The following is a 24493-nucleotide window of genomic DNA, read 5'->3' as shown; positions in this document are numbered from 1 at the left end:
CCGCCCGCCCGATCGGCGCACGATCGGTATCAACGCCGCCGCGCGCGCTGCCGCCGCGCGGCCCGTCAGGAGCAAGTGAGTACGATGGCCAACCGGCTGCAAGTGATCTATATCGAAGACGATGCGCTCGTTCGCCGGGCCAGCGTGCAGAGCCTTCAGCTGGCGGGGTTCGACGTCGCCGGCTTCGAGTCGGCCGAAGCGGCCGAGAAGGCGATCGTCGCGGATAACGCCGGCGCGATCGTCAGCGACATCCGGCTGCCCGGCGCGAGCGGGCTCGACGTGCTCGCGCAGTGCCGCGAGCGCGTGCCCGACGTGCCCGTGATCCTCGTCACGGGGCACGGCGACATCTCGATGGCCGTGCAGGCGATGCGCGACGGCGCATACGATTTCATCGAAAAACCGTTCGCGGCCGAGCGCCTGATCGAGACGGTGCGCCGCGCGCTCGAGCGCCGCGAGCTCGTGCTCGAGAACCACGCGCTGCGGCGCGAGCTGGCCGGGCAGAACGTCGTCGCGCCGCGCATCATTGGCCGCAGCCCCGCGATCGAGCAGGTGCGCAAGCTGATCGCGAACGTCGCGCCCACCGATGCGTCGGTGCTGATCAACGGCGACACCGGCGCCGGCAAGGAGCTGATCGCGCGCAGCCTGCACGAGCTGTCGCCGCGCCGCGACAAGCCGTTCATCGCGGTGAATTGCGGCGCGCTGCCCGAGCCGATGTTCGAGTCGGAGATGTTCGGCTACGAGCCCGGCGCGTTCACCGGCGCCGCGAAGCGCCGCGTCGGCAAGCTCGAATATGCGTCGGGCGGCACGCTGTTCCTCGACGAAATCGAGAGCATGCCGCTCGCGCTGCAGGTGAAGCTGCTGCGCGTGCTTCAGGACGGCGTGCTGGAGCGGCTCGGCTCGAACCAGCCGATCCGCGTGAACTGCCGCGTGGTGGCGGCCGCGAAGGGCGACATGAGCGAGCTCGTCGCGGCCGGCACGTTCCGGCGCGACCTGCTGTACCGCCTCAACGTCGTGACGATCGCGCTGCCGCCGCTGGCCGAGCGCCGCGAGGACATCGTGCCGCTGTTCGAGCACTTCATGCTCGATGCGGCCGTGCGCTACGCGCGGCCCGCGCCGGTGCTGACCGACCGGCAGCGCGCGAGCCTGATGCAGCGCGACTGGCCCGGCAACGTGCGCGAGCTGCGCAACGCGGCCGACCGCTTCGTGCTCGGCGTGGCCGACATGCCGCAGGAGACGGGCGCGAGCGGCGACGACGCCGACAGCGAGCAGACGCTGAAGGAGCGCATCGAGCAATTCGAGCGCGCGGTGATCGCCGAGGCGCTGAACCAGACGGGCGGCGCGGTCGCCGCGACGGCCGACCGGCTGCATGTCGGCAAGGCGACGTTGTACGAGAAGATGAAGCGCTACGGGCTGTCGGCGAAAGGCGAAACCGAGCGCTGAAAAGCAAACGGACCGCGGAACCGGCTTGCCCGGTCGTGCGGTCCGTGGTGCGGGGAAGGGCGCGGTGCGCGGCCCTTCGAGCCGGATCGGGCGGCGCTCAGGCCGCGTTGCCGTCGAGTGCCTTCTTGAGCAGCGCGTCGAGTTCCGCGAACTGCGGTGCGCCGACGTAGCGCTTCAGGATCTTGCCGTCCTTGTCGACGACGAAAGTCGTCGGCGTGAGCTGCACGTTGCCGAACTGCTTCGCGACGCTGCCGTCGTCGAGCGCGACCTTGAACGGCAGCTGGCGCGTTTGCGCGTAGTTCGCGACGTACATCGGCGGATCGTAGTTCATCGCGACCGCGACGAATTCCAGACCCTGACCCTTGAAGCGATTGTAGGTATCGACCATCTGCGGCATTTCCTGCATGCAGGTTGCGCAGCTCGTCGCCCAGAAGTTCACGAGATAGACCTTGCCTTTCAGGTCGCCTGCAGTCGAGACCTTCTGGCCCGACAGCAGCGTGAACGTGGCGTCCGGCACGCTGGACTTGCCGTTGAACGCGAAGAAGCCGGCGACGGCGATCGCCGCGACGACAGCGGCGGCGACGATGTAGCGGACGGGGCCGGCGCTGCGCCGGACGGGAGGCGTGGTGTTCATCTGGTGCTCTCGGAGTCGGTCGATGACGCGGATCAATGCAAAGGACATCGAAATTCGGCGCTCATTTTAGCGCGAATGCGGCTTGCGCACCGACGGCGGCCACGCATCCCGGATGTCACGTTCAGCGGATAATGCCCGTTTTGCCTGCCCGATCCACGCCATGCCGAAGGAAGTCACCGTTTCGTTGCACCCCCTTTTTCGTCCGCTGCGACACTTCGCCGCGCTTGCGTGCATGAGCGCGGTGCTGGCCGCGTGCTCGCCGTCGTACGACTGGCGCACGCTGCACAACGACGCCGGCTACACGATCGACCTGCCGGCGAAGCCGACCGTCGAGGAGCAGCCGGTGGCGATCGGCGGCGCGTCGATGCCGATGCGGATGCAGGCCGCGCACGTCGACGGCGCGGTGTTCGCGGTCGGCACGCTGACGCTGCCGGACGACCGCGACGACACGCGCCGCGCGGCGCTCGAGTTCCTGCGTGCCGGGTTGTCCCGCAACCTCGAAGGCGCGCCGCAGACGGCTTCCGTGCCCGTGCCGCTCGCGGCCGGCGGCGCGGTGAACGGGCTCGAGCTGCGCGTCGCGGGCGCGGCCGCCGGCGGCGATCGCGCGCACAAGACGATCGTGGCGCGACTCGTCGCGCGCGGCCGGCACGCGTACCAGGCCGTCGTGATCGCCGACGGCCCGCTCACGCAGGAGCAGCTCGACCAGTTTTTCGGGTCGTTCAAACTCGACTGACGGCGGCCGGAGAGGGCGCTCAGACACTCTGTGACAACTGAAAGTTCATTCGCAGCTTTCGACGCTAGTCGCCGGATTTTGCGAGGTTTTTTCGGCTATCCACAGCGCATGTGGATAACTTTGTTGAAAAGTTGCCCGGATTTCCCGCCAAGCCGCGCGGGACGGCCTTCCGGCCCGTTTGGCCGCTCGCTCGCGTTTTGATAAAAGTCAATTAAAACAATGGGATACGGATTCCGTGCCGCAAAGGTCTCGCCGAGCCCTGATCCGGGGCCGGATTCGTGGAATTGTGCATAAGTCAAGTCTTGACAGCCGGATTTTGTCCTCCGAGGGCGTTCAGAGCGCCGTCAGTGCGCGCCGGTAGCGGATCGCTTCGGCGATCTGCGCGGCCGTCGGCAGCGGGTCGCCGGCCAGGTCGGCGATCGTCCGCGCGACCTTCAGCACGCGGAAATACGCGCGCGCCGACCAGCCGAAGCGCTCGCCGGCCTCGCGCAGCAGCCGTTCGCCTTCGTCGGTCGGCCGGCACAGGTCGTCGGTCTCGCGGCCGCTCAGCATGTGGTTCGTCTTGCCCTGCCGAACGAGTTGCAGCGCACGCGCCTGCGCGACCCGCGCGGCGACCGCGGCACTCGGCTCGCCGGGCGCCGACGCCCGCATCGCCAGCTCGGCCGGCGACAGCGCGGGCAGGTCGATCTGGATGTCGATGCGGTCGACGAGCGGCCCCGACAGCTTGCGCAGGTAGCGCGCGGCGACGTCCGGCGAGCAGCGGCAGCGCCCCGACGGATCGCCGTGCCAGCCGCACGGGCACGGATTCATCGCGGCGATCAGCTGGCACGCGGCCGGGAAGTCGGCTTGCTGGGCCGCGCGTGAAATCGTGATGCGGCCGGCCTCCAGCGGCTCGCGCAGCATCTCGAGCACGTGCCGGTCGAATTCCGGGAGTTCGTCGAGGAACAGCACGCCGAGGTGCGCGAGCGTGATCTCGCCCGGTTGCGGCGGGTTGCGGCCGCCGACCAGCGCGGCGGCGCTCGACGAGTGATGCGGCGCGCGGAACGGCCGCCGGCGCCACTGCGCGGGCGAGAAGCCGAGGCGGCTCGCGGAGAGGAGCGCTGCCGACGTCAGCGCCTCGTCGTCGGTCAGCGGCGGCAGGAGGCCCGGCAGCCGGGCGGCCAGCATCGACTTGCCGGCCCCCGGCGGCCCGACCATCAGCATGTGATGGCCGCCCGCGGCCGCGACTTCCAGCGCACGGCGGGCGCCGCGCTGGCCGACCACGTCGGCGAGATCGGGGGCGGCCGGCGTCGGCAGGCCGTCGAGGCAGGGCGCCGCGACCGGGGCGAGCCGCCCGTCGGGTGCGCCGGTGAGGTGCGCGCACAGCGCGGGCAGGTCCGGCGCGCCGAACACGGTGACGCCCGGCACGAGCGCGGCCTCGGCGGCGCTGGCGAGCGGCAGGTACAGCTCGGGGGTGTTCGACGCGGCGGTGGAGCGCGGCGCCGGGCCGGCCCCTTGGCCACCGTTGCCTGAACCGGACAGCGTACCGGAACCCAGGCCGGAAGCCGCGCCACTTTCCGCTGACTGCCCATCCCGCGCGACGCCGCACGCCATCGCGAACGCGCCGCGCATCGGCCGCAGCGCGCCGGTCAGCGACAGTTCACCCGCGAATTCGCGGCCGGCCAGCGCGTCGGCCGGGATCTGGCCGTTCGCGGCGAGGATGCCGAGCGCGATCGGCAGGTCGAACCGTCCCGACTCCTTCGGCAGGTCGGCCGGCGCGAGGTTGACGGTGATGCGGCGCACGGGGAATTCGAAGCCGCAGTTCTGCAGCGCGGCGCGCACCCGCTCGCGGCTTTCGCGGACTTCGAGATCGGGCAGGCCGACGATCGAGAACGACGGCAAGCCGTTGGCGAGATGGACTTCGACGGTGACGTCCGGCGCACGGCCGGAGGCGGGCGCGCGACTGCGCACCACGGCGAGCGACATGGCGAGGCTCCTGTAAACAAGGCGGACGGACGACGGCCGTTCGAGGCCGCATGCCGCGGGAATCGGAGGAATCGGTGCGCGCTTGCCGGCGTGGCGCAGGGAAAGAACGAGGAACAGCGGAACGACGGACTGCGAAGAGCGATGAACAGCGAAGAGCGGTGGGGCTGCGGAGAACGACGGACGACGAATAGCGGTACGGTGACTTCAGTGCTTCAGTGCTTCAGTGCTTCAGTGCTTGAGGCGGCGGGCGCGGGCCGCACGAGGCGGCCCGCGCCCGGACCTTGCGGCCGGGAAGGGCGTCAGGCTTGCGGCGCGGCGAGCTTCTGCTCGAGTTCCGCGACGCGTTTCTCGAGTTCCTCGAGGCGCACGCGGGTGCGGGCGAGCACTTGCGCCTGCGTGTCGAATTCCTCGCGCGTGACGAGATCGAGTTTCGAGAAGCCTTGCGACAGCATGGCCTTCACGTTGCGCTCGACGTCCTTGGCCGGCGAGTTTTTCAGCAGATCGCTGACGCGCGACTGCAGATCGTTGAAAACGTCGCTGGGTTGCTTCATGTGATTCCCCTTCCTTGCACAAAAAATGTGCATCTTCAGTTGCGTACGTGCCCATGATGCACGCATGACCGGAAATGGTGCGCCCGGAGCGCGAATTCCGGGCATGGCGCCCGCATGGGTGAATGCCCCGGCGATCCGGGACGTGCGTGCACTCTAGCAACGATCCTTTCGCTGCGCCAGCAAACCGGGCCACGTTGGCCATTCGGCCGGGCTTCCGCACCTTACATCACGCGATGCGACCCCTTGGTGAAGCCCTTTGAAACGGTGCTCGAACCGACTTGGCATGCGAGTTGCTGAGAAGAGTCCGTTACAACATTCCAACCAATTCGACGGGACAACCCAGCGAGAGGACTTCATGAAACTCATTACCGCAATCATCAAGCCGTTCAAGCTCGATGAGACGCGCGAAGCGCTGTCGGCGCTTGGCGTCTCGGGCATCACGGTGACGGAGGTGAAAGGGTTCGGTCGGCAGAAGGGGCACACCGAGCTGTACCGCGGCGCCGAATACGTGGTCGATTTCCTGCCGAAGATGAAGATCGAGGCAGCCGTGTCCGACGATCTCGTCGACCAGGCGGTCGAGGCGATCGAGCGGGCCGCGCGCACCGGCAAGATCGGCGACGGCAAGATCTTCGTCACGTCGATCGAACAAGTGATCCGGATTCGCACCGGGGAGACGGGCGCTGACGCGCTGTAACAGAACAGACAAGACAAGCGACAAGAGGAAACCCAAGATGCGCAAACTTCTGATGTCCCTGCTGATGGCCGGCTCGCTGATCGCGGCCGGCGTCGGCCCCGCGCTCGCCGACGACGCGGCGTCCGCCGCGGCTGCGTCCGCGCCCGCCGCAACGGCTTCCGACGCGTCGGCTGCCGCCGCTCCGGCCGCTTCGGCGCCGGCTGCCACCGACGCATCCGCCCCGGCCGCTGCCGCCGCACCGGCCTCGGGCGCCACCGATGCGTCGGCTGCTGCCGCCGCTTCGGCACCGGCCGCTCCCGCCGCGCCGACCGCGCCGTTCTCGGTTGATTCGTCGAAGATCAGCGCGGGCGACACCGCGTGGATGCTGACCTCCACCGCGCTCGTGCTGTTCATGACGATCCCCGGCCTCGCGCTGTTCTACGCCGGCATGGTCCGCAAGAAGAACGTGCTCGCGACCGTGATGCAGAGCTTCGCGATCACCGCGGTGATCACGGTGCTGTGGACGGTGGTCGGCTACAGCCTCGCGTTCACGCCGGGCAACGGCTTCATCGGCGGCCTGTCGCGCGTGTTCCTGCACGGGATGAACTACATCAAGGGCGACAAGGCGACCACGCTGACCGTCAGCCATCTCGCGACGACGATTCCGGAATCGGTCTACTTCGTCTACCAGATGACGTTCGCGATCATCACGCCGGCGCTGATCTGCGGCGCGTTCGCCGACCGGATGAAGTTCTCGGCGATGCTCGTGTTCATGACGCTCTGGTCGCTGATCGTCTATGTGCCGATCGCGCACATGGTGTGGGAGCCGACCGGCTGGCTGTCGGCCGACGGCGTGCTCGACTTCGCGGGCGGCACGGTGGTGCACATCAACGCCGGTATCGCGGGCCTCGTGTCGTGCCTGGTGCTCGGCAAGCGGATCGGCTTCGGCCGTGAATCGATGGCGCCGCACAACCTCGTGCTGACGATGATCGGCGGCTCGATGCTGTGGGTCGGCTGGTTCGGTTTCAACGCGGGCTCGGCGGTCGCGGCCGACGGCCGTGCCGGCTTCGCGATGCTGACGACGCAAGTCGCGACGGCCTGCGCGGCGCTCGGCTGGATGTTCGCCGAGTGGATCGCCAAGGGCAAGCCGTCGGTGCTCGGCATCGTGTCGGGCGCGGTCGCGGGTCTCGTGGCGATCACGCCGGCGGCCGGCTTCGTCGGCGTGACGGGCGCGCTCGTGATCGGCATCGCGGCCGGCGTCGTGTGCTTCTGGTCGGCGACGTGGCTCAAGTCGAAGCTCGGCTACGACGATTCGCTCGACGCGTTCGGCGTGCACGGCATTGGCGGGATTCTCGGCGCATTGCTGACCGGCGTGTTCGCGGTCAAGGACATCGGCGGCGCCGACGGCAGCCTGCTGCTGCAGGCCAAGGGCGTGCTGATCACGCTGGTCTACAGCGGCGTGCTGAGCTTCGTGCTGCTGAAGCTGATCGACCTGACGATCGGCCTGCGCGTGACCGAAGAGGAAGAGCGCGAAGGTCTCGACGTGATCCTGCATGGCGAGCACGTGGAATAAGTCTCACGAATCAACGGCGGGCCGCCGCGACGACGGCGCCCGCTCCGAATGAGCGCAGCGACTTCGGCCCGCCCACCCGGCGGGCTTTTTTTCTCCTGCCATCCACTGCCGTAGCGGATAACCATTCACTCTATCGGGTCAATAGCCGAAAACTTCCTCCAAACCCTTGCGAAGCCGGGAACAATCCCCAAATGGGCAGGGCAATTGCTCTACAATCTTCATTCTCCCGCTCGCGAGTGATTCATGGTTCCCCACCTCGTTACGGCGTTGAACGGTCCGCTGCTCGAACTCGAGCAGAAGATCCTCGACGCGACGCCTGCGATCGAACGCTGGTTCAGGCTCGAATGGCAGGAACACACCCCGCCGTTCTATTGTTCGGTGGACCTGCGCAATGCCGGCTTCAAGCTGGCGCCCGTCGACGCGAACCTGTTTCCCGGCGCATTCAACAATCTGCCGTCCGAAGTGCTGCCGCTCGCCGTGCAGGCGGCGATGGCCGCGATCGAGAAGATCTGCCCGGACGCGAAGAACCTGCTCGTGATTCCCGAGCTGCCGACCCGCAACGCGTTCTACCTCGAAAACGTCGCACGGCTCGCGACGATCATGCGCCAGGCCGGCCTGAACGTGCGCTTCGGTTCGCTCGACCCGAGCATCACCGACATGACGCCGATCACGCTGGCCGACGGCCAGAAGATCGTGCTCGAACCGCTCGAGCGTTCGCAGCGCCGCCTCGGCCTGAAGAATTTCGATCCGTGCTCGATCCTGCTGAACAACGACCTGTCGGCCGGCATCCCGGCCGTGCTGGAAAACCTGCACGAGCAGTACCTGCTGCCGCCGCTGCACGCGGGCTGGGCCGTGCGCCGCAAGTCGACGCACTTCTCGTGCTACGACGACGTCGCGAAGAAGTTCGCGAAGATGGTCGGCGTCGATCCGTGGATGGTGAATCCGTATTTCGCACACGTGGAAGGCGTCGACTGGCAGGCGCATGAAGGCGAGCAGGCGCTCGCCGACGCGATCGACGGCGTGCTGAAGAAGATCGCGCGCAAGTACCGCGAATACGGGATCAGCGAGAAGCCGTACGTCGTCGTGAAGGCCGACGCCGGCACGGCGGGGCGCGGCGTGATGACCGTGCACGACGCGGCCGAGATCGGCCGGATGTCGAAGGCCGAGCGCGCGCAGATGGCCGAGTCGAAGGCCGGCCTCGCGGTGCGCGACGTGATCGTGCAGGAAGGCGTCTATACGTTCGAGCGCGTCGGCGACGAAGTCGCGGAGCCCGTCGTGTACATGATCGACCGCTACGTGGTCGGCGGCTTCTACCGCACGCACGCCGGCCGCGAGCGCGACCAGAACCTGAACGCGCCCGGCATGCACTACGTGCCGCTCGGCTTCGAGCACACCGCGCTGCCGGATGCGGGCGCGAAGCCGGGTGCCGCGCCGCCGAACCGTTTCTACATGTACGGCGTCGTCGCGCGGCTGTCGCTGATCGCGTCGTCGATCGAACTGGAAAAGACCGATCCCGAAGCCATCCAGGTGTAACGGACCTTCGCCACGTACAGGACCTCATGGACATTCTCTTTATCGCCGACCCGCTCGAGCGCTTCAAGATCTACAAGGATTCGACCTACGCGATGATGGCCGAGGCGGCGCGGCGCGGGCATGCGGTGTACGCGTGCGAGCCGAACCATCTCGCATGGACGGGCTCGGCCGTCGAGGCCGACGTGCGTCGCATCACGTTCGTCGGCGACCCGGACGACCTGCATCGCGAGACGTGGTACGAGGCCGGGCCGGTCGACGCGCGCCGCCTCGAATCGTTCGGCGCGGTGCTGATGCGCAAGGATCCGCCGTTCGACATGGAATACGTGACGTCGACCTGGCTGCTGGAGCTGGCCGAGCGCGCCGGCGCACGCGTGTTCAACAAGGCGCAGTCGATCCGCGACCATTCGGAGAAGCTCGCGATCGGCGAGTTTCCGCAGTTCGTCGCGCCGACGCTCGTCACACGCGACGCGAAACGGCTGCGCGCATTCCACGCCGAGCACGGCGACGTGATCCTGAAGCCGCTCGACGGGATGGGCGGGATGGGCGTGTTCCGCGTGAAGCCGGACGGCATGAACCTCGGTTCGATCATCGAGATGCTGAGCCACGACGGCACGCGTTCGGTGATGGCGCAGAAATTCATCCCCGAGATCAAGGCCGGCGACAAGCGCATCCTGCTGATCGGCGGCGAGCCGGTGCCGTTTTCGCTCGCCCGGATTCCGCAGGGCAGCGAGGTGCGCGGCAATCTCGCGGCGGGCGGCCTCGGCGTTGCGCAGCCGCTGACCGCGCGCGATCGCGAGATCGCCGACACGCTCGGGCCGGTGCTCGCGGCACGCGGGTTGCTGCTGGTCGGCCTCGATGCGATCGGCGACTGGCTGACCGAGGTGAACGTCACGAGTCCGACGTGCTTTCGCGAGATCATGGAGCAGACGGGCTTCGACGTCGCCGCGATGTTCATCGACGCGCTGGAGCGTGCGGCCGTGTAGGCCGCTTTCCCGCGCAACCCCGGCGGCGGCCGCGCAGGTCCCCCGTCGCCGGAGCAGTTCGACCGGCCTGCTACAATGCCCGCTTGCCCGGTGCCGCGCTCGCGCACCATAGGCCCGGCGGTCGGGCCGAAACTGTTGCAAGGCTGAACATGGAACGTTTCCCTCACTCGCTACGCTCATTGCCCCGCCGCGGGGTGTCGGCCCGCCAGGGGCGGCCGGGAGCGATCTGACATGGCCGGGATCCTGATCATCGCGCACGCCCCGCTCGCCACCGCGCTGCGGGACTGCATCGCGCACATCTATGGCGGCGTGCCCGCCCGCATCGGCTGTATCGACGTGATGGCGGACAGCGATCCGACCCAGGTGATGGCGTTCGCGCACGCGGAGCTCGCACGGCTCAAGGAAGAGAACGGCGTGGTCGTGCTGACCGACATGTACGGCGCGACGCCCGCGAACATCGCCGGCCAGCTGGCCAAGATCGACAACGTGCGGGTGCTCGCGGGCGTGAACCTGCCGATGCTCGTGCGGGCCGTCTGCTACCGCACCGTGCCGCTCGACAAGCTGGTCGACAAGGCGCTGTCCGGCGGCGCGAAGGGCGTCCACGAGGTGTCCTCCGGTACGCCGCCGCCGCCGACGGAAACCGGCTGCGGCCAGTGCGCGCCGATTCCGCCCGAGCCGCAGCCGCGCACCGAGTCGCACTGAGTTCCCGTTTTCCGTTTTAGACCGCACCGCCGGCGCGCGCCGCCGGCGGCCCCGACCGACCCGACCGAGAATCATGCTTCAACAAGAAACCACCATCGTCAACAAATTGGGGCTCCATGCGCGCGCATCGGCCAAGCTTACGCAACTGGCCGGCAACTTCCAGTCGGAAGTCTGGATGACGCGCAACGGGCGCAAGATCAATGCGAAGAGCATCATGGGCGTGATGATGCTGGCGGCCGGCATCGGCAGCACCGTGACGATCGAGACCGATGGGTCCGACGAGCGGGAAGCGATGGACGCGCTGCTGAAGCTGATCGCCGACAAGTTCGGCGAAGGCCAGTGATCCTCACGCGGGATCGTTGCCGTTTCCAGCCAGAATGCCGCGGATTTCGCGGCATTTTTTTCGTCGCAAGCATTGATGCGGAATGCGCAATGCTGCGGTGCATGCAGTCAGCGGGGAGTCGCGGAATTTATAATCGCTAACCGGGGTCATAAGCGCATCGCAGCAGTGTGCCGCGGCTTTACTTGTACAGAGGAGGTGCGCGTGTCCTTCACGCTGCATGGCATTCCCGTCTCACGTGGTATCGCGATCGGGCGAGCGTATCTGATCGCGCCGGCGGCGCTCGACGTCGCCCATTACCTGGTCGAGGCAAACCAGATCGATGCGGAGGTCGAGCGCTTCCGCACCGCGCTCGAGGTCGTGCATTACGAACTCGAGGCGCTGCGCGCCGACCTGACCGACGACACGCCGAGCGAAGTCGGCGCATTCATCGACGTCCACGCGATGATCCTGAGCGACGAGATGCTCGTTCAGGAAACCATCGACCTGATCCGCACGCGCCGCTACAACGTCGAGTGGGCGCTGACCGAGCAGCTCGAGCTGCTCACGCGCCACTTCGACGACATCGAGGACGAATACCTGCGCGAGCGCAAGGCCGACATCGAGCAGGTGGTCGAGCGTGTGCTGAAGGCGCTCGCCGGCGCGCCGTCCGCGTCGCAGGCGCTCGACCGCGCGGCCAAGAACGGCACGAACGAGATGATCGTCGTCGCGCACGACATCGCGCCGGCCGACATGATGCAGTTCAAGTCGCAGTCGTTCCAGGCATTCGTCACCGATCTCGGCGGGCGCACGTCGCACACGGCGATCGTCGCGCGCAGCCTCGGCATTCCGGCCGCGGTCGGCGTGCAGCATGCGAGCGCGCTGATCCGCCAGGACGACCTGATCATCGTCGACGGCGACCAGGGCATCGTGATCGTCGATCCGGCGCCGATCGTCCTCGAGGAGTATTCGTACCGGCAGTCCGAGAAGCTGCTGGAGCAACGCAAGCTGCAGCGTCTGAAGTTCTCGCCGACGCAAACGTTGTGCGGCACCAAGATCGATCTGTACGCGAACATCGAGCTGCCCGACGACGCGAAGGCGGCCGTCGAGGCCGGCGCGGTCGGCGTCGGGCTGTTCCGTTCCGAGTTCCTGTTCATGCATCAGAAGGAGATGCCGGAAGAGGAGGAGCAGTTCGCCGCGTACAAGCGGGCCGTCGAGTGGATGAAGGGCATGCCGGTGACGATCCGCACGATCGACGTCGGCGCGGACAAGCCGCTCGAGGCGCTCGACGAAGGCTACGAGACGGCGCCGAACCCCGCGCTCGGCCTGCGCGCGATCCGCTGGAGCCTGTCCGAGCCGCAGATGTTCCTCACGCAGCTGCGCGCGATCCTGCGCGCGTCCGCGTTCGGCCAGGTGAAGATCCTGATCCCGATGCTCGCGCACGCGCAGGAGATCGACCAGACGCTCGACCTGATCCGCGAGGCGAAGCGCCAGCTCGACGACGCGGGGCTCGCGTACGACCCGAACGTGCGCATCGGCGCGATGATCGAGATTCCGGCCGCGGCGATCGCGCTGCCGCTGTTCCTGAAGCGGTTCGATTTCCTGTCGATCGGCACGAACGACCTGATTCAGTACACGCTCGCGATCGACCGTGCGGACAATGCGGTCGCGCACCTGTACGACCCGCTGCATCCGGCGGTGCTGCACCTGATTGCCTATACGTTGCGCGAAGCGAAGCGCGCGGGCGTGTCCGTGTCGGTGTGCGGGGAAATGGCGGGGGACCCGGCGCTCACGCGCCTGTTGCTCGGGATGGGGCTCACCGAGTTCTCGATGCACCCGAGCCAGTTGCTGGTCGTGAAGCAGGAGATCCTGCGGGCGCACCTGAAGGCGCTCGAAAAGCCGACGGCCGACGTGCTCGCCGCGTTCGAGCCGGAGGAAGTGCAGGCCGCGTTGCAGCGCCTGTCGGTTGCGGAGCCGCGCGCGGATGCGGCTGCGTAGTCGGCGTCCGCGTCGCCGCTAATCGTAGCGAAGTGTCACCACGCATGCGCCGCCCGGCGCATGCCCGTCGCGCGTCAGTGCCGGCTCCCGCACACGGGGCAGTCGGCCTGGCGCGCGATTTTCATCGTCGTCCATTCCATCCGCAGCGAATCGAGCATCATCAGCCGCCCGTTGAGCGTCTTGCCGATGTCGCCGATCACGCGCAGCGCCTCGGCGGCCTGCATCGCGCCGATGATCCCGACCGTCGGCGCGAACACGCCCATCGTCGCGCACGCGACTTCCTCGAATGGCTGGTCTTCCGGAAACACGCACGCATAGCAGGGCGCGGCCGGGTCGCGGAAGTCGAACGTGCTGATCTGCCCGTCGAAGCGCAGTGCGGCGCCCGATACGAGCGGCACGCCATGCGCGACGCACGCGCGGTTGATCGCATGCCGCGTCGCGAAGTTGTCGGTGCAGTCGAGCACGACGCTCGCGCGCGGCACGTGCGCATCGAGCCACGCATCGTCGACACGCTCCGCGACCGCGTGCACGGTCACCTCGGGGTTCAGCTGCGCGAGCGCGTCGCGCCCCGATTCGACCTTGTGGCGACCGACCGATGCCGTCACGTGCAGGATCTGCCGCTGCAGGTTCGTGAGGTCGACCGTATCGGCGTCGACGAGCGTGATCGTGCCGACGCCCGATGCCGCGAGGTACATCGCGGCGGGCGAGCCGAGCCCCCCCGCGCCGACGACGATCGCATGCGCATCGAGAAAGCGCTGCTGCGCCTCGATGCCGATTTCGTCGACGAGGATGTGACGGGAGTAGCGAAGGAGTTGATCGTCGTTCATGGGGAGTCGTGGCGAGGCGGCACAGGTGTCGTTATTTTAGGCGCGCATGAAAAACGGGCCATCGCGGTCTTCCCGCGATGGCCCGTCGGATGCCGGCCGGCGCTTACTTCGGCGCCGACGCGGGCTTCGGTGCGGAAGCCGGCTTCGCGCTGGCGCCCGATGCCTTCGAGGCCGTGGCGGCCTTGCCGGCCGGGCCCTTCGTGCTTTCGGCGAGCAGCGACTTCGATTCCTGGACCGGCTTGCCTTCGAGCTTGTTGAGCGCCTGCTGCATCATGAAGTCGTCGGCGCTGCCGAACTCGATCGGCTTGCGATCGCGATCCTTCTGGCGCTGCTCCGGCGTCTTCTTGTCGTTCTGCTCTTCAAGCACGCGCAGCTGATCCATCCGGCGCTGCTCGCGGTCTTCCTGTTCCTTCTTCTCGTTCGGATCCTGCGTGTTCGCGAGGTGGTTCGTGTAGTCGACCTCGCGCGTCACGAGCACGTCGTCCGGATCGCCGTCCGCGTACTGATCGACCGGCACGTCCGGCGTGATGCCCTTGTTCTGGATCGAACGGCCGCTCGGCGTGTAGTAGTACGCGGTGGTCAGGCGCAGCGCGGTGTCGGCCGTCATCGGGCGGACCGTCTGCACCGAACCCTTGCCGAACGTCGTCTTGCCCATGATCTGCGCGCGCTTCGAATCCTGCAGCGCACCGGCGACGATTTCCGACGCGGACGCCGAATAGGCGTTCGTCAGCACGATCATCGGCACGGTCTTGAAGACCGGCGGCAGGTTCTTCAGCGGATCGCCGTCGAAGGACGGCAGGCGGTAGTTGTCATACGTATCGCGGTAGACCTGCTTCGAATCGGCGATCTGGCCGTTGGTCGACACGACGACGGAGTCGGGCGGCAGGAACGCGCCGGCCACGCCGACCGCGCTCTGCAGCAGGCCGCCGCCGTTGTTGCGCAGGTCGAGGACGAGGCCCTTCAGGTTCGGCTGCTGGCGTGCGATATCTTGCAGCTTCTGCGCGAGATCGGGCGTCGTGCGCTCCTGGAAGCTCGTGATGCGGACATACGCATAGCCCGGATCGAGGATCTTCATCTTCACGCTCTGGACCTTGATGATCGCGCGCGTGACCGTGACCGGGAACGTGCGGTCGTCGCTCTTGCGGAAGATCGTCAGCGTGACCTTGGTGCCCGGCTCGCCGCGCATCTGCTTCACGGCCTTGTCGAGCGTCATGCCGCGCACCGGCTTGTCGTTGATGCGGGTGATCAGGTCGCCCGGACGGATGCCGGCGCGGAACGCGGGGGTATCCTCGATCGGCGAGATCACCTTGACGAGGCCGTCTTCCTGCGAGATCTCGATGCCGAGACCCGCGAAGCGGCCCTTCGTCTGCTCCTGCAGCTCGTCATAGTCGGTCTTGTCGAGGAACGACGAGTGCGGGTCGAGGCTCGACACCATGCCCTTGATCGCGGCCGTCAGCAGCTTCTTGTCGTCGACCGGTTCGACGTACTCGCGCTTGATCTGTCCGAAGACTTCCGCGAACAGGCGGAGCTGGTCGAGGGGAAGCGGCGCCGTGGCGGTCTGCTCGGCCGATGCGGAAACCTGCAGCGTGGCGAACACGCCCGTGGCGAGGCCCGCGGCAATCAGGCCGATGTTCTTCAATTTCATTCGCATAGAGATCTGGTGCGGTCGGGAAGCGCGTGGCGGTAGCGGGGATGATGTAGCGGACAAGTATAACTGTTCGTCCGATAACTCAGTGGAACGGCGCGAAAAGCGTCGAAAAGGGCCCGGAGCCGGTCCGGCGGGCATCGCCGCGCGCGCCGCGGGTTCGAAAGCGGATTCGACAGCGTCGGCGCCGCGAAGGTTCGCGCGGGGCGCAGGGCAAGGGGCTGGGCCGGGGCCGGGCGGGCCGCACCGGACGCGGCCCGCCCGGCTCACCCGGCAGACGGGCGTCAGCCCGCCTTGCCCTGCTTCGCGACGGCGGCCTGCGCCTGCGCGATCGCGTCCTGGTCGCCGAGGTAATAGTGCTTGATCGGCTTCAGGTTCTCGTCGAGTTCATACACGAGCGGCACGCCGTTCGGGATGTTCAGGCCGACGATGTCGCTGTCCGAGATGCCGTCGAGGTACTTGATCAGCGCGCGCAGCGAGTTGCCGTGCGCGGCGATCAGCACCTGCTTGCCGGCGCGCACCGCCGGGGCGATCGACTCGTTCCACAGCGGCAGCACGCGCGCGACCGTGTCCTTCAGGCACTCGGTGAGCGGCAGCTGCTCGCGCGGCACCTTCGCGTAGCGCGGGTCGTTGAACGGCGCGCGCTCGTCGGTCGGCTCGAGCGCGGGCGGCGGCGTGTCGTAGCTGCGGCGCCACACGAGCACCTGGTCGTCGCCGAACTTCGCGGCCGTTTCCGCCTTGTTCAGGCCCGACAGCGCGCCGTAGTGGCGCTCGTTCAGGCGCCACGAGTGGACGACCGGCAGGTACATGAGGTCCATCTTGTCCTGCACGTGCCACAGCGTGCGGATCGCGCGCTTGAGCACCGACGTATACGCGATGTCGAACGTGTAGCCGGCCTCCTTGAGCAATTCGCCGGCCTGGTAGGCCTCGTTGCGACCCTGTTCGGTCAGGTCGACGTCGACCCAGCCGGTGAAGCGGTTTTCCTTGTTCCACGTCGATTCGCCGTGGCGGATGAGAACGAGTTTGTACATGGATCTTGCGGTCGGTAGTGAAGGAAGCTGTGGCGCGTCGCGCAGGACCCGACCCGGGCCCGCCATCGCGCAAGACGGTTATTTTATAATGGCGGGATTGTCCTCATCCGATTTCTCTTTTTCCGGCGGAATTCCGTGACGTTCTTTACCAATTACACCAACCTGGCCCTTATCGCGATCCTGGTGGTATCCGGCGGCCTGCTGGCCTGGCCCGCGCTGCGCCGCGGCCGCGGCGGCCTGTCCGCCGCGGAGGCGACGCAACTCATCAACCGTCGCAACGCGGTCGTGATCGACGTGCGCGCCGCGTCCGATTTCGCTGCCGGCCACCTGCCGTCGGCGCGCCAGGTCGCGGCAGGCGAGATCGGCACGAAAATCGCGCAGGTCGCGAAGAACAAGAGCACGCCGGTGCTGCTCGTCTGCCAGAACGGCCAGCAGTCGCAGAAGGCGGCGCGCGAGGTCGAGGCGGCGGGTTACGCCGAGGTGCACGTGCTCGAGGGCGGCGTGGCCGCCTGGCAGCAGGCCGGGATGCCGGTCGTCAAACAAGGAGTGGCGAAGTGAACAAGGTTTTGATGTACAGCACGCAGGTGTGTCCGTATTGCATCCAGGCCGAGCGCCTGCTGAAGCTGCGCGGTGTCGAGCAGATCGAGAAGGTACTGATCGACCGCGATCCGGCCCGCCGCGACGAAATGATGACGCGCACGGGGCGCCGCACGGTGCCGCAGATCTATATCGGCGACACGCACGTCGGCGGTTACGACGATCTGTCGAAGCTCGACCGCGAAGGTGGGCTCGTCCCGCTTCTGCAAGCGGCCTGATTAGGGCAGAATGGCCGCCGGCCGCGCCGCGGCTTGGGCGCGCAGGATTCATCCGTGGCGGCAGGCGTGAAGCCGGGCCGCCCCGTCACCACTTTTAGGGAAACACCATGTCCGACGTCGAAAACCAACCGTTCTTCAACATCCAGCGCGTCTACCTGAAGGATATGTCGCTCGAGCAGCCGAATTCGCCGGCGATCTTCCTCGAGCAGGACATGCCGTCGGTTGAAGTCGAAGTCGACGTCAAGGCCGACCGCCTCGCGGAAAGCGTGTTCGAAGTCGTCGTGTCGGGCACCGTCACCGCGAAGGTGAAGGACAAGATCGCGTTCCTGATCGAAGCGAAGCAGGCCGGCATTTTCGACATCCGCAACATTCCGGATGAACAGCTCGACCCGCTCGTCGGCATCGCCTGCCCGACGATCCTGTTCCCGTACCTGCGTTCGAACATCGCCGACGCGATCACGCGTGCGGGCTTCCCGCCGATCCACCTGGCGGAAATCAACTTCCAGGCGCTGTACGAACAACGCCTCGCGCAGCTTCAGCAGCAGGCCGGTGCCGCAGCAGGCGCACCGAACGGCACGACGCTGAACTGACGTTTCACTCGGACCGGTGCTGGGTATGAAAGTAGCCGTTCTCGGCGCCGGTGCCTGGGGCACCGCGCTCGCGGGCCATCTGGCCGCGCGGCACGATACGCTTTTGTGGGCGCGCGACGCCGCGCTCATCGCCGGGCTGCAGGCCCGGCACGAAAATTCCCGCTATCTGGACGGCATCGCGCTGCCTGACGCGTTGCGCTACGACGCCGATCTCGGCGCCGCGCTCGCGCATGGCGCCGCGGACGACGCACTGTGCGTGATCGCCGCGCCGGTGGCCGGGTTGCGCACGCTGTGTCACGCGATGCGCGACGCAGGCTGCGTGCCCGCGCATGTCGTCTGGGTCTGCAAGGGCTTCGAGGCCGACACGCATCTGCTGCCGCATCAGGTGATCGCGGCCGAGCTGCCCGGGCAGCTCAGCAACGGCGTGCTGTCGGGGCCGAGCTTCGCGCGCGAAGTCGGGCAGTCGCTGCCCGTCGCGCTGACGGTGGCGAGCACGTCCGCCGAATGCCGCGAGCGCACGCTCGCCGCGTTCCATCACGGCGCGATGCGGATCTATACAGGCGACGACGTGGTCGGCGTCGAGGTTGGCGGCGCGGTGAAGAACGTGCTCGCGATCGCGACCGGCATCGCCGACGGTCTCGGCCTCGGGCTGAACGCGCGCGCCGCGCTGATTACGCGCGGCCTCGCCGAAATGTCGCGCCTCGGTGTCGCGCTCGGCGGCCGGGCGGAAACCTTCACGGGCCTCACGGGCCTCGGCGACCTGATCCTCACCGCCACGGGCGACCTGTCGCGCAACCGCACGGTCGGCCTGCAACTGGCGGCCGGCCGCACGCTGAACGACATCCTCGGCGCGCTCGGCCACGTGGCCGAAGGCGTGCGCTGCGCGCAGGCCGTGCTGGCCATCGCACGCGCGCAGTCGATCGAAATGCCGATCACCGAAGCCGTGTGCGGCGTGCTGTTCGACGGCATCGCGCCGCGCGACGCCGTCAGCGGCCTGCTGCGGCGCGACGCGCGCGCCGAGTAATACGACCCGGCGCCTTTGGGTGCCGTGTTCGCTGCGGGCGCGCGGCGTCAAAGCGCGCTACGCTTGAACAGTCTCCGGCGTTCCGGGAGGTTGTCATGCTGCAGATCCATTCCACCACGCTCGATGCGCAGGTCGTCGACATCACGACGCTCGATGTCGACGCGATCGTCAACGCCGCGAACGGCTCGCTGCTCGGCGGGGGCGGCGTCGACGGCGCGATCCATCGCGCGGCCGGCCCCGGCCTGCTGGCCGAATGCCGCACGCTCGGCGGCTGCGAGACGGGCGACGCCAAGCTCACGCGCGGCCACGGGCTGCCGGCGCGCTACGTGATCCATGCGGTCGGGCCCGTGTGGCACGGCGGCGGGCGCGGCGAGGCCGACCTGCTCGCGTCGTGCTACCGGCGCGCGATCGAGCTGGCCGAGGAGGTCGCGGCGACGTCGATCGCGTTCCCGGCGATCAGTTGCGGCATCTATCGCTATCCGGCCGAGGAAGCCGTCGAGATCGCGGTGGGCACCGTCGCCGAAATGCTGCCGCAGGCGCCGAACCTCGCACGCGTGGTGTTCGCGTGCTTTTCTCCCGACATCTACGACCTGTATCGCGCGCGGCTCGCACGGACGTGACGCGTCCCGCGTGGCGCGCTGCGCCGTGCAGGCGTCAGGCGCCGCCTTCGAAGCCGGCCTGGCGCCACGCCTCGAACACGACCACTGCGACCGTGTTCGACAGGTTCAGGCTGCGGTTGTCCGGCCGCATCGGCAGGCGCACGCGCTGTTCGTTCGGAAAGCGCTCGAGCAGCTCGGCGGGCAGGCCGCGCGTTTCCGAGCCGAACACGAACCAGTCGCCGGGCAGGAACGCGTGATCGTGGAAGCGGCCCGAGCCGCGCGTCGTGAACGCGAACATCCGTGCGGGGTCGGGCGTTTCCGCCGCGATGAACGCATCCCAGTCGCGGTGCACGCGCATCTGCGCATACTCGTGATAGTCGAGGCCCGCGCGGCGCATCCGCGCGTCGTCGAGCGGGAAGCCGAGCGGCTCGATCAGGTGCAGACGCGCGCCCGTGTTGGCGCACAGGCGGATCACGTTGCCGGTGTTCGGCGGAATTTCGGGGGCGACGAGGACGACGTTGAACATGTTTCGGTCTGGCTGGGCCGGCCGGGGCGGCGCCATGTGCGCGTTCCCGGCCGGCCGGTTCGTGGCGGCCGCCGCCGTGCTCGGGCGGCTGGCCTCTCTATCTAATTAATCCCTGGCGGTGCGCAGCGCAACCAGATTCGTCACGTGCGCGGCGCCCGCGGCCTTCAGTGCATGCGCGGCGGCCGCGAGCGTCGCGCCGGACGTCATCACGTCGTCGACGAGCGCGACGTGGCGGCCCGCGACGCCACCCGCCACCGCGAATGCCGCCATCACGTTGTCGCGTCGTGCGTGCCGGTCGAGCCGCGACTGCGGCGCGGTGTCGGCGACGCGCGCGAGCAGCACCGCATCCGCGCGCACGCCGAGCCGCCGCGCGAGCGGGCGCGCGATCGCCCACGCCTGGTTGTAGCCGCGCGCAACGAGCCGCCGGTGCGACAGCGGCACCGGCGCCACCAGGTCGAAGCCGCCGGCGCCGGGTGTATCGTCGATCAACCGGGCGAGCCGCGCCGCGAATTCGGTGCCGAGCGCGAGTTGCCGGTGAAACTTCAGGCCGCGCGCGAGCCCGTCGAGCGGTGCGCGGTAATCCGCCAGCGCGAGCGTCGCATCGAACGGCGGCGGCGCCGTGCGGCACGCGTCGCAACGGTATGCGGTAACGCGGCCGGCGCGAGCGCCGCGTCGCGGGGGCGAACGCGATGGCCCGATGCCCAGCGGCAGCGCGCAGACGTCGCAGCGCAGTCGCGCTTCATTCCAGTACGCGGCGTCGCAAGCACCGCAAATCAGGCTGTGTGACAAATTGCCGCACAGTGCGCAGCGATTCGGCAGCGCGACCGAGGCGACGCGCGCTGCCAGCGCGCGAACCTGCGACAAAGCGACGCGCATCGTGCGCGGGGCGGAACGGCGGATCATTGCAACACTCCTGACACCCCGCCTCAATGAAGCCTGCGAGGCGAGCGAGTATACTTCGGGCTCTTCGCCAGTGTGCCCGACATGTCCCCAGCTTCGACTTCAACCGGCCGTCCGGCCAATGACGCAAGGCGCCTGCGGCGGATCTTCGATCGCCGTGCCGCCACGTTCGATGCGGTCGCGTTCCTGCCGCGCGAGATCGCGCAGCGCATGAACGAGCGCCTCGAATACATCAAGGTGAGCCCCGCAGCCGTGCTGGACGCGGGCTGCGGCCCGGGCGACGACCTGCCGGCGCTGCGCGCGCGCTTTCCCGAGGCGCCCGTGTTCGGCGTCGACCTGTCCGGCGCGATGCTCGCGCGAGCAGGGCAGCGCGAGGTCGAGCAGACGAGCTGGCGCCGCTGGCTGCCGGCCTCGCTCGGCCGCGCACTGGGCCCGCGCGGCCCGCGCGTCGCGCAGGCCGATTTCGCCGCGCTGCCGTTCCCCGGCGGCGCGTTCGACCTGATCTGGTCGAATCTCGCCCTCCACTGGCATTCGCGCCCGGACGCGGTGCTGCCCGAATGGCAGCGCGTGCTGCGCGTGAACGGGCTGCTGATGTTCAGCACGCTCGGCCCCGATACGCTGCGCGAACTGCGCGCGGCCTGCGCGGACGCCGAAGCGGCGCTGGGCATGGCGCCGCCCGCCGCGCGCGTGATCGATTTCGTCGACATGCACGATCTCGGCGACATGCTCGTCGAGAGCGGCTTCGAGATTCCCGTGATGGATCAGGAAGTGCTGACCGTCACCTACAAATCCCCCGACTCGCTGCTGGCCGACGTGCGCCGCTGGGGCGCCTATCCGTTCGACCGCGAGGCGCCGCAGCGCGCGACGCGGCGCTTTCGCGCGGCGCTCGGCGACGCGCTGGAGGCCCGCCGGCGCGAGGACGGCACGATTCCGCTGACGTTCGAAGTGATCTACGGCCACGCGTGGAAGGCCGTGCCGCGCACGACCGCCGAAGGGCACGGGATCGTGCGCATCGAGGACATCGGAAAGGGGCGTCCGAAGAATCGGTAAAGCGGTAAAGAGGGGTTTTGTTATGTCTGAAATTAGCGGCGCAAAGCGGGGTCGAATTGGCGCCTAAAATGGCCGGAAAGCTTGTCGCGCTTGGCTCGCGGGCCGATAGTCGCTTGCTTGTGGATGCCATTGAACCCGCCTATAATGCGTCAGCTTGTCGTCCCGGGGTCCCCGCAATACGGGCCGACGAGTCCGATGCAGGCATGCATCGCATGCCATTCGCGTGAGGCGGCGATGGAAGCAGCGAGGGTGTTGGCGGAGACGACGAACGGCGAGCCGGTCCTGGAAGACTGGCTGATGAAACGCAACTGTTCGGCGTCGCCGCGCCAGTTCGTGCTGTTTTATGCGTCGCTCGCGGGCTTCTCGCTGGTGATCGCGACATTGCTGATGTGGCGGGGGGCTTGGCTCGTCATGCCCTTCACCGGAATCGAGTTGCTGGCTGTGGGTGTCGCATTTGCGATCTATGCTCGCCATGCGGTCGATTACGAACGCATCAGGCTGTATCCGCACCGGCTCGTGATCGAGCGAATGGATGCGGAGCGGCTCACGCAGATCGAATTCAACCCGCGCTGGGTGCGGGTCGAGCCGGGTGCGACGCCACGCGATCCGATTCGGCTGGTATCGCGCGGGCAGACCGTCGTAATCGGTCAGCATCTCGCGCAGTACAAGCGGGCGCAGTTCGCCGACGAACTGCGCGTATCGCTCAGGCGCTGCGGCTGACGAGGCGCGGGCACCGGCGGATAGGGCCGGTCGCTTGCGACGGGGGAGGGTTTGAATGGAAATTTTGGGTAAGGATGCTATGAAAACAATCAAGCGAGCCCTCGCGGGCGTGCTGGCATGCAGCGGATTGCTCTTTGCCGGTGCCGCCCTGGCGGTCGGTGATAGCCCGGGCGGTCCCCGTGTCAACGAGATCAACTTTCAGCCGCCTGTCACGAAGATCGCCGAGGAGCTCTACGATCTCCACACGATGATGCTCATCCTGTGTACGGTGATCTTCGTCGGCGTGTTCGGCGTGATGTTCTATTCGATCTTCGCGCACCGCAAATCCAAGGGCCACAAGGCCGCCAATTTCCATGAAAGCACGACCGTCGAGATCATCTGGACGATCGTGCCGTTCGTCATCGTCGTGCTGATGGCGCTGCCGGCGACGAAGGCCGTCGTCGCGATGAAGGACACGACCAACGCCGATCTCACGATCAAGGTCACCGGCTACCAGTGGAAGTGGGGCTACGACTACGTGAAGGGCCCGGGCGAGGGCATCGGCTTCCTGTCGACGCTCAGCACCCCGCGTGACGAAGTGATGGGCAAGAAGCCGATCACCGACACCTATCTGCAGGAAGTCGACAACCCGCTCGTCGTGCCGGTCAACAAGAAGATCCGCATCATCACGACCGCGAACGACGTCGTCCACTCGTGGTACGTGCCCGCGTTCGGCGTGAAGCAGGATGCGATCCCCGGCTTCGTGCGCGACACGTGGTTCAAGGCCGACAAGGTCGGTACGTTCCGCGGTTTCTGTACCGAGCTGTGCGGCAAGGAACACGCGTACATGCCGGTCGTGGTCGAAGTCCTGTCGGATGACGACTACGCGAAGTGGGTCACCGCGCAGAAGGCCAAGCTGGCCAGCGCCGCAGTCGATCCGAACAAGGTCTACACGATGGCTGAACTCGTCGCGCACGGCGAGGAAGTCTACAAGGCGAACTGCGCGGCCTGCCACCAGGTGAACGGCAAGGGCCTCGGCGCGTTCCCGGCCATGGACGGCAGCCCGATCGTGAACGGCCCGATCGCCGCCCACGTCGAGCGCGTGCTGCACGGCAAGGGCGCGATGCCGTCGTGGGCGTCGCTGTCGGATCTCGACATCGCCTCGGTCGTCACGTACGAACGCAATTCGTGGGGCAACCACAAGAACGACCTGCTGCAGCCGAAGCAAGTGGCCGACGCGCGTAACGGCAAGCTGCCGGAAGACGCGGCGGGCGCAGCGGCAGCGGCACCGGCGGAAGCCGCTTCGGCACCGGCGCAGGCTGCGTCGGGCGCGGAGCAGCCGGCGGCAGCGGCCTCGGCCGCGCTGTCGACGATCTACTTCGAGACGGGCAAGAGCGTGCTGCCGGCCGACGCGAAGGCGGCGATCGCCGCTGCGGCCGACTATGCGAAGGCACATCCGGACGCGAAGCTCGCGCTGTCGGGCTTTACCGACAAGACGGGCTCGGCCGACGCGAACGCCGAACTGGCGAAGCATCGCGCACAAGCCGTGCGCGACGCGCTGAAGGCAGCAGGCGTGGCGGAAGACCACATTATTCTCAAAAAGCCGGAAACGATCACGGGCGGGGCTGACGCGAAGGAAGCCCGGCGTGTCGAGATCGGCCCGGCGGCTTGACGTGTCGCTGA

The 24493-nt window shown here is 67.9% G+C and carries 25 protein-coding genes; 17 read left to right on the top strand and 8 right to left on the bottom strand.

The window, feature by feature from the left end:
• The first annotated feature begins 84 nt into the window (after nucleotides 1-84).
• Nucleotides 85-1440, top strand: coding sequence for a sigma-54-dependent transcriptional regulator (locus CFB45_RS16160; RefSeq protein ID WP_089426405.1), 1356 nt, complete (start codon nucleotides 85-87; stop codon nucleotides 1438-1440).
• A 97-nt stretch (nucleotides 1441-1537) separates the two neighbouring features.
• Here CFB45_RS16160 and CFB45_RS16155 read toward each other — a convergent pair whose 3' ends face one another.
• Nucleotides 1538-2074, bottom strand: a complete 537-nt coding sequence (locus CFB45_RS16155) for a peroxiredoxin family protein (RefSeq protein ID WP_089426404.1) — start codon at nucleotides 2072-2074, stop codon at nucleotides 1538-1540.
• Between the two features lie 160 nt (nucleotides 2075-2234).
• On the opposite strand from CFB45_RS16155, the gene CFB45_RS16150 reads away from it, so the two are divergent.
• Nucleotides 2235-2807: a hypothetical protein gene (locus CFB45_RS16150; RefSeq protein WP_089426403.1), complete on the top strand. Its 573-nt coding sequence runs from the start codon at nucleotides 2235-2237 to the stop codon at nucleotides 2805-2807.
• Between the two features lie 333 nt (nucleotides 2808-3140).
• On the opposite strand, the gene CFB45_RS16140 is transcribed toward CFB45_RS16150, so the two are convergent.
• Nucleotides 3141-4772, bottom strand: a complete 1632-nt coding sequence (locus CFB45_RS16140; protein WP_089426401.1) for a YifB family Mg chelatase-like AAA ATPase — start codon at nucleotides 4770-4772, stop codon at nucleotides 3141-3143.
• A 299-nt stretch (nucleotides 4773-5071) separates the two neighbouring features.
• Nucleotides 5072-5323: an accessory factor UbiK family protein gene (locus CFB45_RS16135; protein WP_006489451.1), complete on the bottom strand. Its 252-nt coding sequence runs from the start codon at nucleotides 5321-5323 to the stop codon at nucleotides 5072-5074.
• Between the two features lie 355 nt (nucleotides 5324-5678).
• Here CFB45_RS16135 and CFB45_RS16130 point away from each other — a divergent pair, with 355 nt between their 5' ends.
• The 7 genes from CFB45_RS16130 (at nucleotide 5679) to ptsP (ending at nucleotide 13104) form a co-directional block, all read left to right on the top strand.
• On the top strand, nucleotides 5679-6017 hold the full coding sequence (locus CFB45_RS16130; protein ID WP_004198020.1) for a P-II family nitrogen regulator: 339 nt from the start codon (nucleotides 5679-5681) through the stop codon (nucleotides 6015-6017).
• 37 nt (nucleotides 6018-6054) lie between these two features.
• Entirely contained in the window at nucleotides 6055-7569 is a 1515-nt protein-coding gene (locus CFB45_RS16125) for an ammonium transporter (RefSeq protein ID WP_089426400.1), read from the top strand.
• Between the two features lie 243 nt (nucleotides 7570-7812).
• Entirely contained in the window at nucleotides 7813-9102 is a 1290-nt protein-coding gene (gene gshA, locus CFB45_RS16120; RefSeq protein ID WP_011353295.1) for a glutamate--cysteine ligase, read from the top strand.
• A gap of 26 nt (nucleotides 9103-9128) precedes the next feature.
• Nucleotides 9129-10085, top strand: a complete 957-nt coding sequence (gshB, locus tag CFB45_RS16115; RefSeq protein ID WP_089426399.1) for a glutathione synthase — start codon at nucleotides 9129-9131, stop codon at nucleotides 10083-10085.
• A 231-nt stretch (nucleotides 10086-10316) separates the two neighbouring features.
• Nucleotides 10317-10787 (top strand): PTS sugar transporter subunit IIA, encoded by a 471-nt coding sequence (locus CFB45_RS16110; RefSeq protein ID WP_089426398.1) that lies wholly within the window; start codon nucleotides 10317-10319, stop codon nucleotides 10785-10787.
• 73 nt (nucleotides 10788-10860) lie between these two features.
• Nucleotides 10861-11130 carry an HPr family phosphocarrier protein gene (locus CFB45_RS16105; RefSeq protein WP_089426397.1) on the top strand — a complete coding sequence of 90 codons (270 nt, stop codon included), beginning with the start codon at nucleotides 10861-10863 and terminating at the stop codon, nucleotides 11128-11130.
• 201 nt (nucleotides 11131-11331) lie between these two features.
• Complete coding sequence (gene ptsP, locus CFB45_RS16100; RefSeq protein WP_089426660.1) at nucleotides 11332-13104, top strand: phosphoenolpyruvate--protein phosphotransferase; 1773 nt, start codon at nucleotides 11332-11334, stop codon at nucleotides 13102-13104.
• 74 nt (nucleotides 13105-13178) lie between these two features.
• Here the strand turns inward: ptsP and CFB45_RS16095 are convergent, their stop codons facing one another.
• From CFB45_RS16095 to gpmA, 3 genes are all read right to left on the bottom strand, one after another.
• Nucleotides 13179-13931, bottom strand: a complete 753-nt coding sequence (locus tag CFB45_RS16095; RefSeq protein ID WP_089426396.1) for a HesA/MoeB/ThiF family protein — start codon at nucleotides 13929-13931, stop codon at nucleotides 13179-13181.
• Between the two features lie 103 nt (nucleotides 13932-14034).
• The gene (locus tag CFB45_RS16090; RefSeq protein ID WP_039346234.1) at nucleotides 14035-15582 is read right to left on the bottom strand and encodes a S41 family peptidase; all 1548 of its coding nucleotides are present in this window, start codon (nucleotides 15580-15582) and stop codon (nucleotides 14035-14037) included.
• A gap of 278 nt (nucleotides 15583-15860) precedes the next feature.
• Nucleotides 15861-16607, bottom strand: coding sequence for a 2,3-diphosphoglycerate-dependent phosphoglycerate mutase (gpmA, locus tag CFB45_RS16085; RefSeq protein WP_027789056.1), 747 nt, complete (start codon nucleotides 16605-16607; stop codon nucleotides 15861-15863).
• 135 nt (nucleotides 16608-16742) lie between these two features.
• Here gpmA and CFB45_RS16080 point away from each other — a divergent pair, with 135 nt between their 5' ends.
• The 5 genes from CFB45_RS16080 to CFB45_RS16060 all read left to right on the top strand — a co-directional run bounded on the left by CFB45_RS16080 (nucleotide 16743) and on the right by CFB45_RS16060 (nucleotide 19656).
• Entirely contained in the window at nucleotides 16743-17165 is a 423-nt protein-coding gene (locus CFB45_RS16080) for a rhodanese-like domain-containing protein (RefSeq protein ID WP_089426395.1), read from the top strand.
• Entirely contained in the window at nucleotides 17162-17422 is a 261-nt protein-coding gene (grxC, locus tag CFB45_RS16075; RefSeq protein WP_039346228.1) for a glutaredoxin 3, read from the top strand. Before CFB45_RS16080 ends, grxC begins: the two co-directional genes overlap by 4 nt.
• Before the next feature lie 107 nt (nucleotides 17423-17529).
• Nucleotides 17530-18012, top strand: a complete 483-nt coding sequence (gene secB, locus CFB45_RS16070; RefSeq protein WP_089426394.1) for a protein-export chaperone SecB — start codon at nucleotides 17530-17532, stop codon at nucleotides 18010-18012.
• A 25-nt stretch (nucleotides 18013-18037) separates the two neighbouring features.
• The gene (locus tag CFB45_RS16065) at nucleotides 18038-19036 is read left to right on the top strand and encodes an NAD(P)H-dependent glycerol-3-phosphate dehydrogenase (RefSeq protein WP_089426393.1); all 999 of its coding nucleotides are present in this window, start codon (nucleotides 18038-18040) and stop codon (nucleotides 19034-19036) included.
• A gap of 95 nt (nucleotides 19037-19131) precedes the next feature.
• A complete protein-coding gene (locus CFB45_RS16060; protein WP_089426392.1) occupies nucleotides 19132-19656 on the top strand; it encodes an O-acetyl-ADP-ribose deacetylase in 525 nt (174 codons plus the stop codon).
• Nucleotides 19657-19690: 34 nt separating this feature from the next.
• Here the strand turns inward: CFB45_RS16060 and trmL are convergent, their stop codons facing one another.
• Nucleotides 19691-20161, bottom strand: a complete 471-nt coding sequence (trmL, locus tag CFB45_RS16055) for a tRNA (uridine(34)/cytosine(34)/5-carboxymethylaminomethyluridine(34)-2'-O)-methyltransferase TrmL (RefSeq protein WP_021164234.1) — start codon at nucleotides 20159-20161, stop codon at nucleotides 19691-19693.
• A 105-nt stretch (nucleotides 20162-20266) separates the two neighbouring features.
• On the bottom strand, nucleotides 20267-21064 hold the full coding sequence (locus tag CFB45_RS16050) for a ComF family protein (RefSeq protein WP_089426391.1): 798 nt from the start codon (nucleotides 21062-21064) through the stop codon (nucleotides 20267-20269).
• Nucleotides 21065-21145: 81 nt separating this feature from the next.
• Here CFB45_RS16050 and CFB45_RS16045 point away from each other — a divergent pair, with 81 nt between their 5' ends.
• The 3 genes from CFB45_RS16045 to coxB all read left to right on the top strand — a co-directional run bounded on the left by CFB45_RS16045 (nucleotide 21146) and on the right by coxB (nucleotide 24482).
• On the top strand, nucleotides 21146-22111 hold the full coding sequence (locus tag CFB45_RS16045; RefSeq protein ID WP_089426390.1) for a methyltransferase domain-containing protein: 966 nt from the start codon (nucleotides 21146-21148) through the stop codon (nucleotides 22109-22111).
• Nucleotides 22112-22306: 195 nt separating this feature from the next.
• Nucleotides 22307-22831, top strand: a complete 525-nt coding sequence (locus tag CFB45_RS16040) for a DUF2244 domain-containing protein (protein ID WP_046544359.1) — start codon at nucleotides 22307-22309, stop codon at nucleotides 22829-22831.
• Nucleotides 22832-22886: 55 nt separating this feature from the next.
• Nucleotides 22887-24482, top strand: coding sequence for a cytochrome c oxidase subunit II (gene coxB, locus CFB45_RS16035; RefSeq protein ID WP_089426389.1), 1596 nt, complete (start codon nucleotides 22887-22889; stop codon nucleotides 24480-24482).
• Nucleotides 24483-24493 lie beyond the last annotated feature (11 nt).

The sequence above is a fragment of the Burkholderia sp. HI2500 genome (genome assembly GCF_002223055.1).
Taxonomy (GTDB): Bacteria; Pseudomonadota; Gammaproteobacteria; order Burkholderiales; family Burkholderiaceae; genus Burkholderia.
Note: the sequence above shows the minus strand (reverse complement) of the source record. Positions and strands in the feature narration are given on the sequence as shown.

Excerpts from the sequence above, each read along its gene's own strand:
- CFB45_RS16160 (WP_089426405.1), top strand. The coding sequence starts at position 85 with ATGGCCAACCGGCTGCAAGTGATCTATATCGAAGACGATGCGCTCGTT.
- CFB45_RS16155 (WP_089426404.1), bottom strand. The coding sequence starts at position 2,074 with ATGAACACCACGCCTCCCGTCCGGCGCAGCGCCGGCCCCGTCCGCTAC.
- CFB45_RS16150 (WP_089426403.1), top strand. The coding sequence starts at position 2,235 with ATGCCGAAGGAAGTCACCGTTTCGTTGCACCCCCTTTTTCGTCCGCTG.
- CFB45_RS16140 (WP_089426401.1), bottom strand. The coding sequence starts at position 4,772 with ATGTCGCTCGCCGTGGTGCGCAGTCGCGCGCCCGCCTCCGGCCGTGCG.
- CFB45_RS16135 (WP_006489451.1), bottom strand. The coding sequence starts at position 5,323 with ATGAAGCAACCCAGCGACGTTTTCAACGATCTGCAGTCGCGCGTCAGC.
- CFB45_RS16130 (WP_004198020.1), top strand. The coding sequence starts at position 5,679 with ATGAAACTCATTACCGCAATCATCAAGCCGTTCAAGCTCGATGAGACG.
- CFB45_RS16125 (WP_089426400.1), top strand. The coding sequence starts at position 6,055 with ATGCGCAAACTTCTGATGTCCCTGCTGATGGCCGGCTCGCTGATCGCG.
- gshA (WP_011353295.1), top strand. The coding sequence starts at position 7,813 with ATGGTTCCCCACCTCGTTACGGCGTTGAACGGTCCGCTGCTCGAACTC.
- gshB (WP_089426399.1), top strand. The coding sequence starts at position 9,129 with ATGGACATTCTCTTTATCGCCGACCCGCTCGAGCGCTTCAAGATCTAC.
- CFB45_RS16110 (WP_089426398.1), top strand. The coding sequence starts at position 10,317 with ATGGCCGGGATCCTGATCATCGCGCACGCCCCGCTCGCCACCGCGCTG.
- CFB45_RS16105 (WP_089426397.1), top strand. The coding sequence starts at position 10,861 with ATGCTTCAACAAGAAACCACCATCGTCAACAAATTGGGGCTCCATGCG.
- CFB45_RS16095 (WP_089426396.1), bottom strand. The coding sequence starts at position 13,931 with ATGAACGACGATCAACTCCTTCGCTACTCCCGTCACATCCTCGTCGAC.
- CFB45_RS16090 (WP_039346234.1), bottom strand. The coding sequence starts at position 15,582 with ATGCGAATGAAATTGAAGAACATCGGCCTGATTGCCGCGGGCCTCGCC.
- gpmA (WP_027789056.1), bottom strand. The coding sequence starts at position 16,607 with ATGTACAAACTCGTTCTCATCCGCCACGGCGAATCGACGTGGAACAAG.
- secB (WP_089426394.1), top strand. The coding sequence starts at position 17,530 with ATGTCCGACGTCGAAAACCAACCGTTCTTCAACATCCAGCGCGTCTAC.
- CFB45_RS16065 (WP_089426393.1), top strand. The coding sequence starts at position 18,038 with ATGAAAGTAGCCGTTCTCGGCGCCGGTGCCTGGGGCACCGCGCTCGCG.
- CFB45_RS16060 (WP_089426392.1), top strand. The coding sequence starts at position 19,132 with ATGCTGCAGATCCATTCCACCACGCTCGATGCGCAGGTCGTCGACATC.
- trmL (WP_021164234.1), bottom strand. The coding sequence starts at position 20,161 with ATGTTCAACGTCGTCCTCGTCGCCCCCGAAATTCCGCCGAACACCGGC.
- CFB45_RS16050 (WP_089426391.1), bottom strand. The coding sequence starts at position 21,064 with ATGATCCGCCGTTCCGCCCCGCGCACGATGCGCGTCGCTTTGTCGCAG.
- CFB45_RS16045 (WP_089426390.1), top strand. The coding sequence starts at position 21,146 with ATGTCCCCAGCTTCGACTTCAACCGGCCGTCCGGCCAATGACGCAAGG.
- CFB45_RS16040 (WP_046544359.1), top strand. The coding sequence starts at position 22,307 with ATGCAGGCATGCATCGCATGCCATTCGCGTGAGGCGGCGATGGAAGCA.
- coxB (WP_089426389.1), top strand. The coding sequence starts at position 22,887 with ATGGAAATTTTGGGTAAGGATGCTATGAAAACAATCAAGCGAGCCCTC.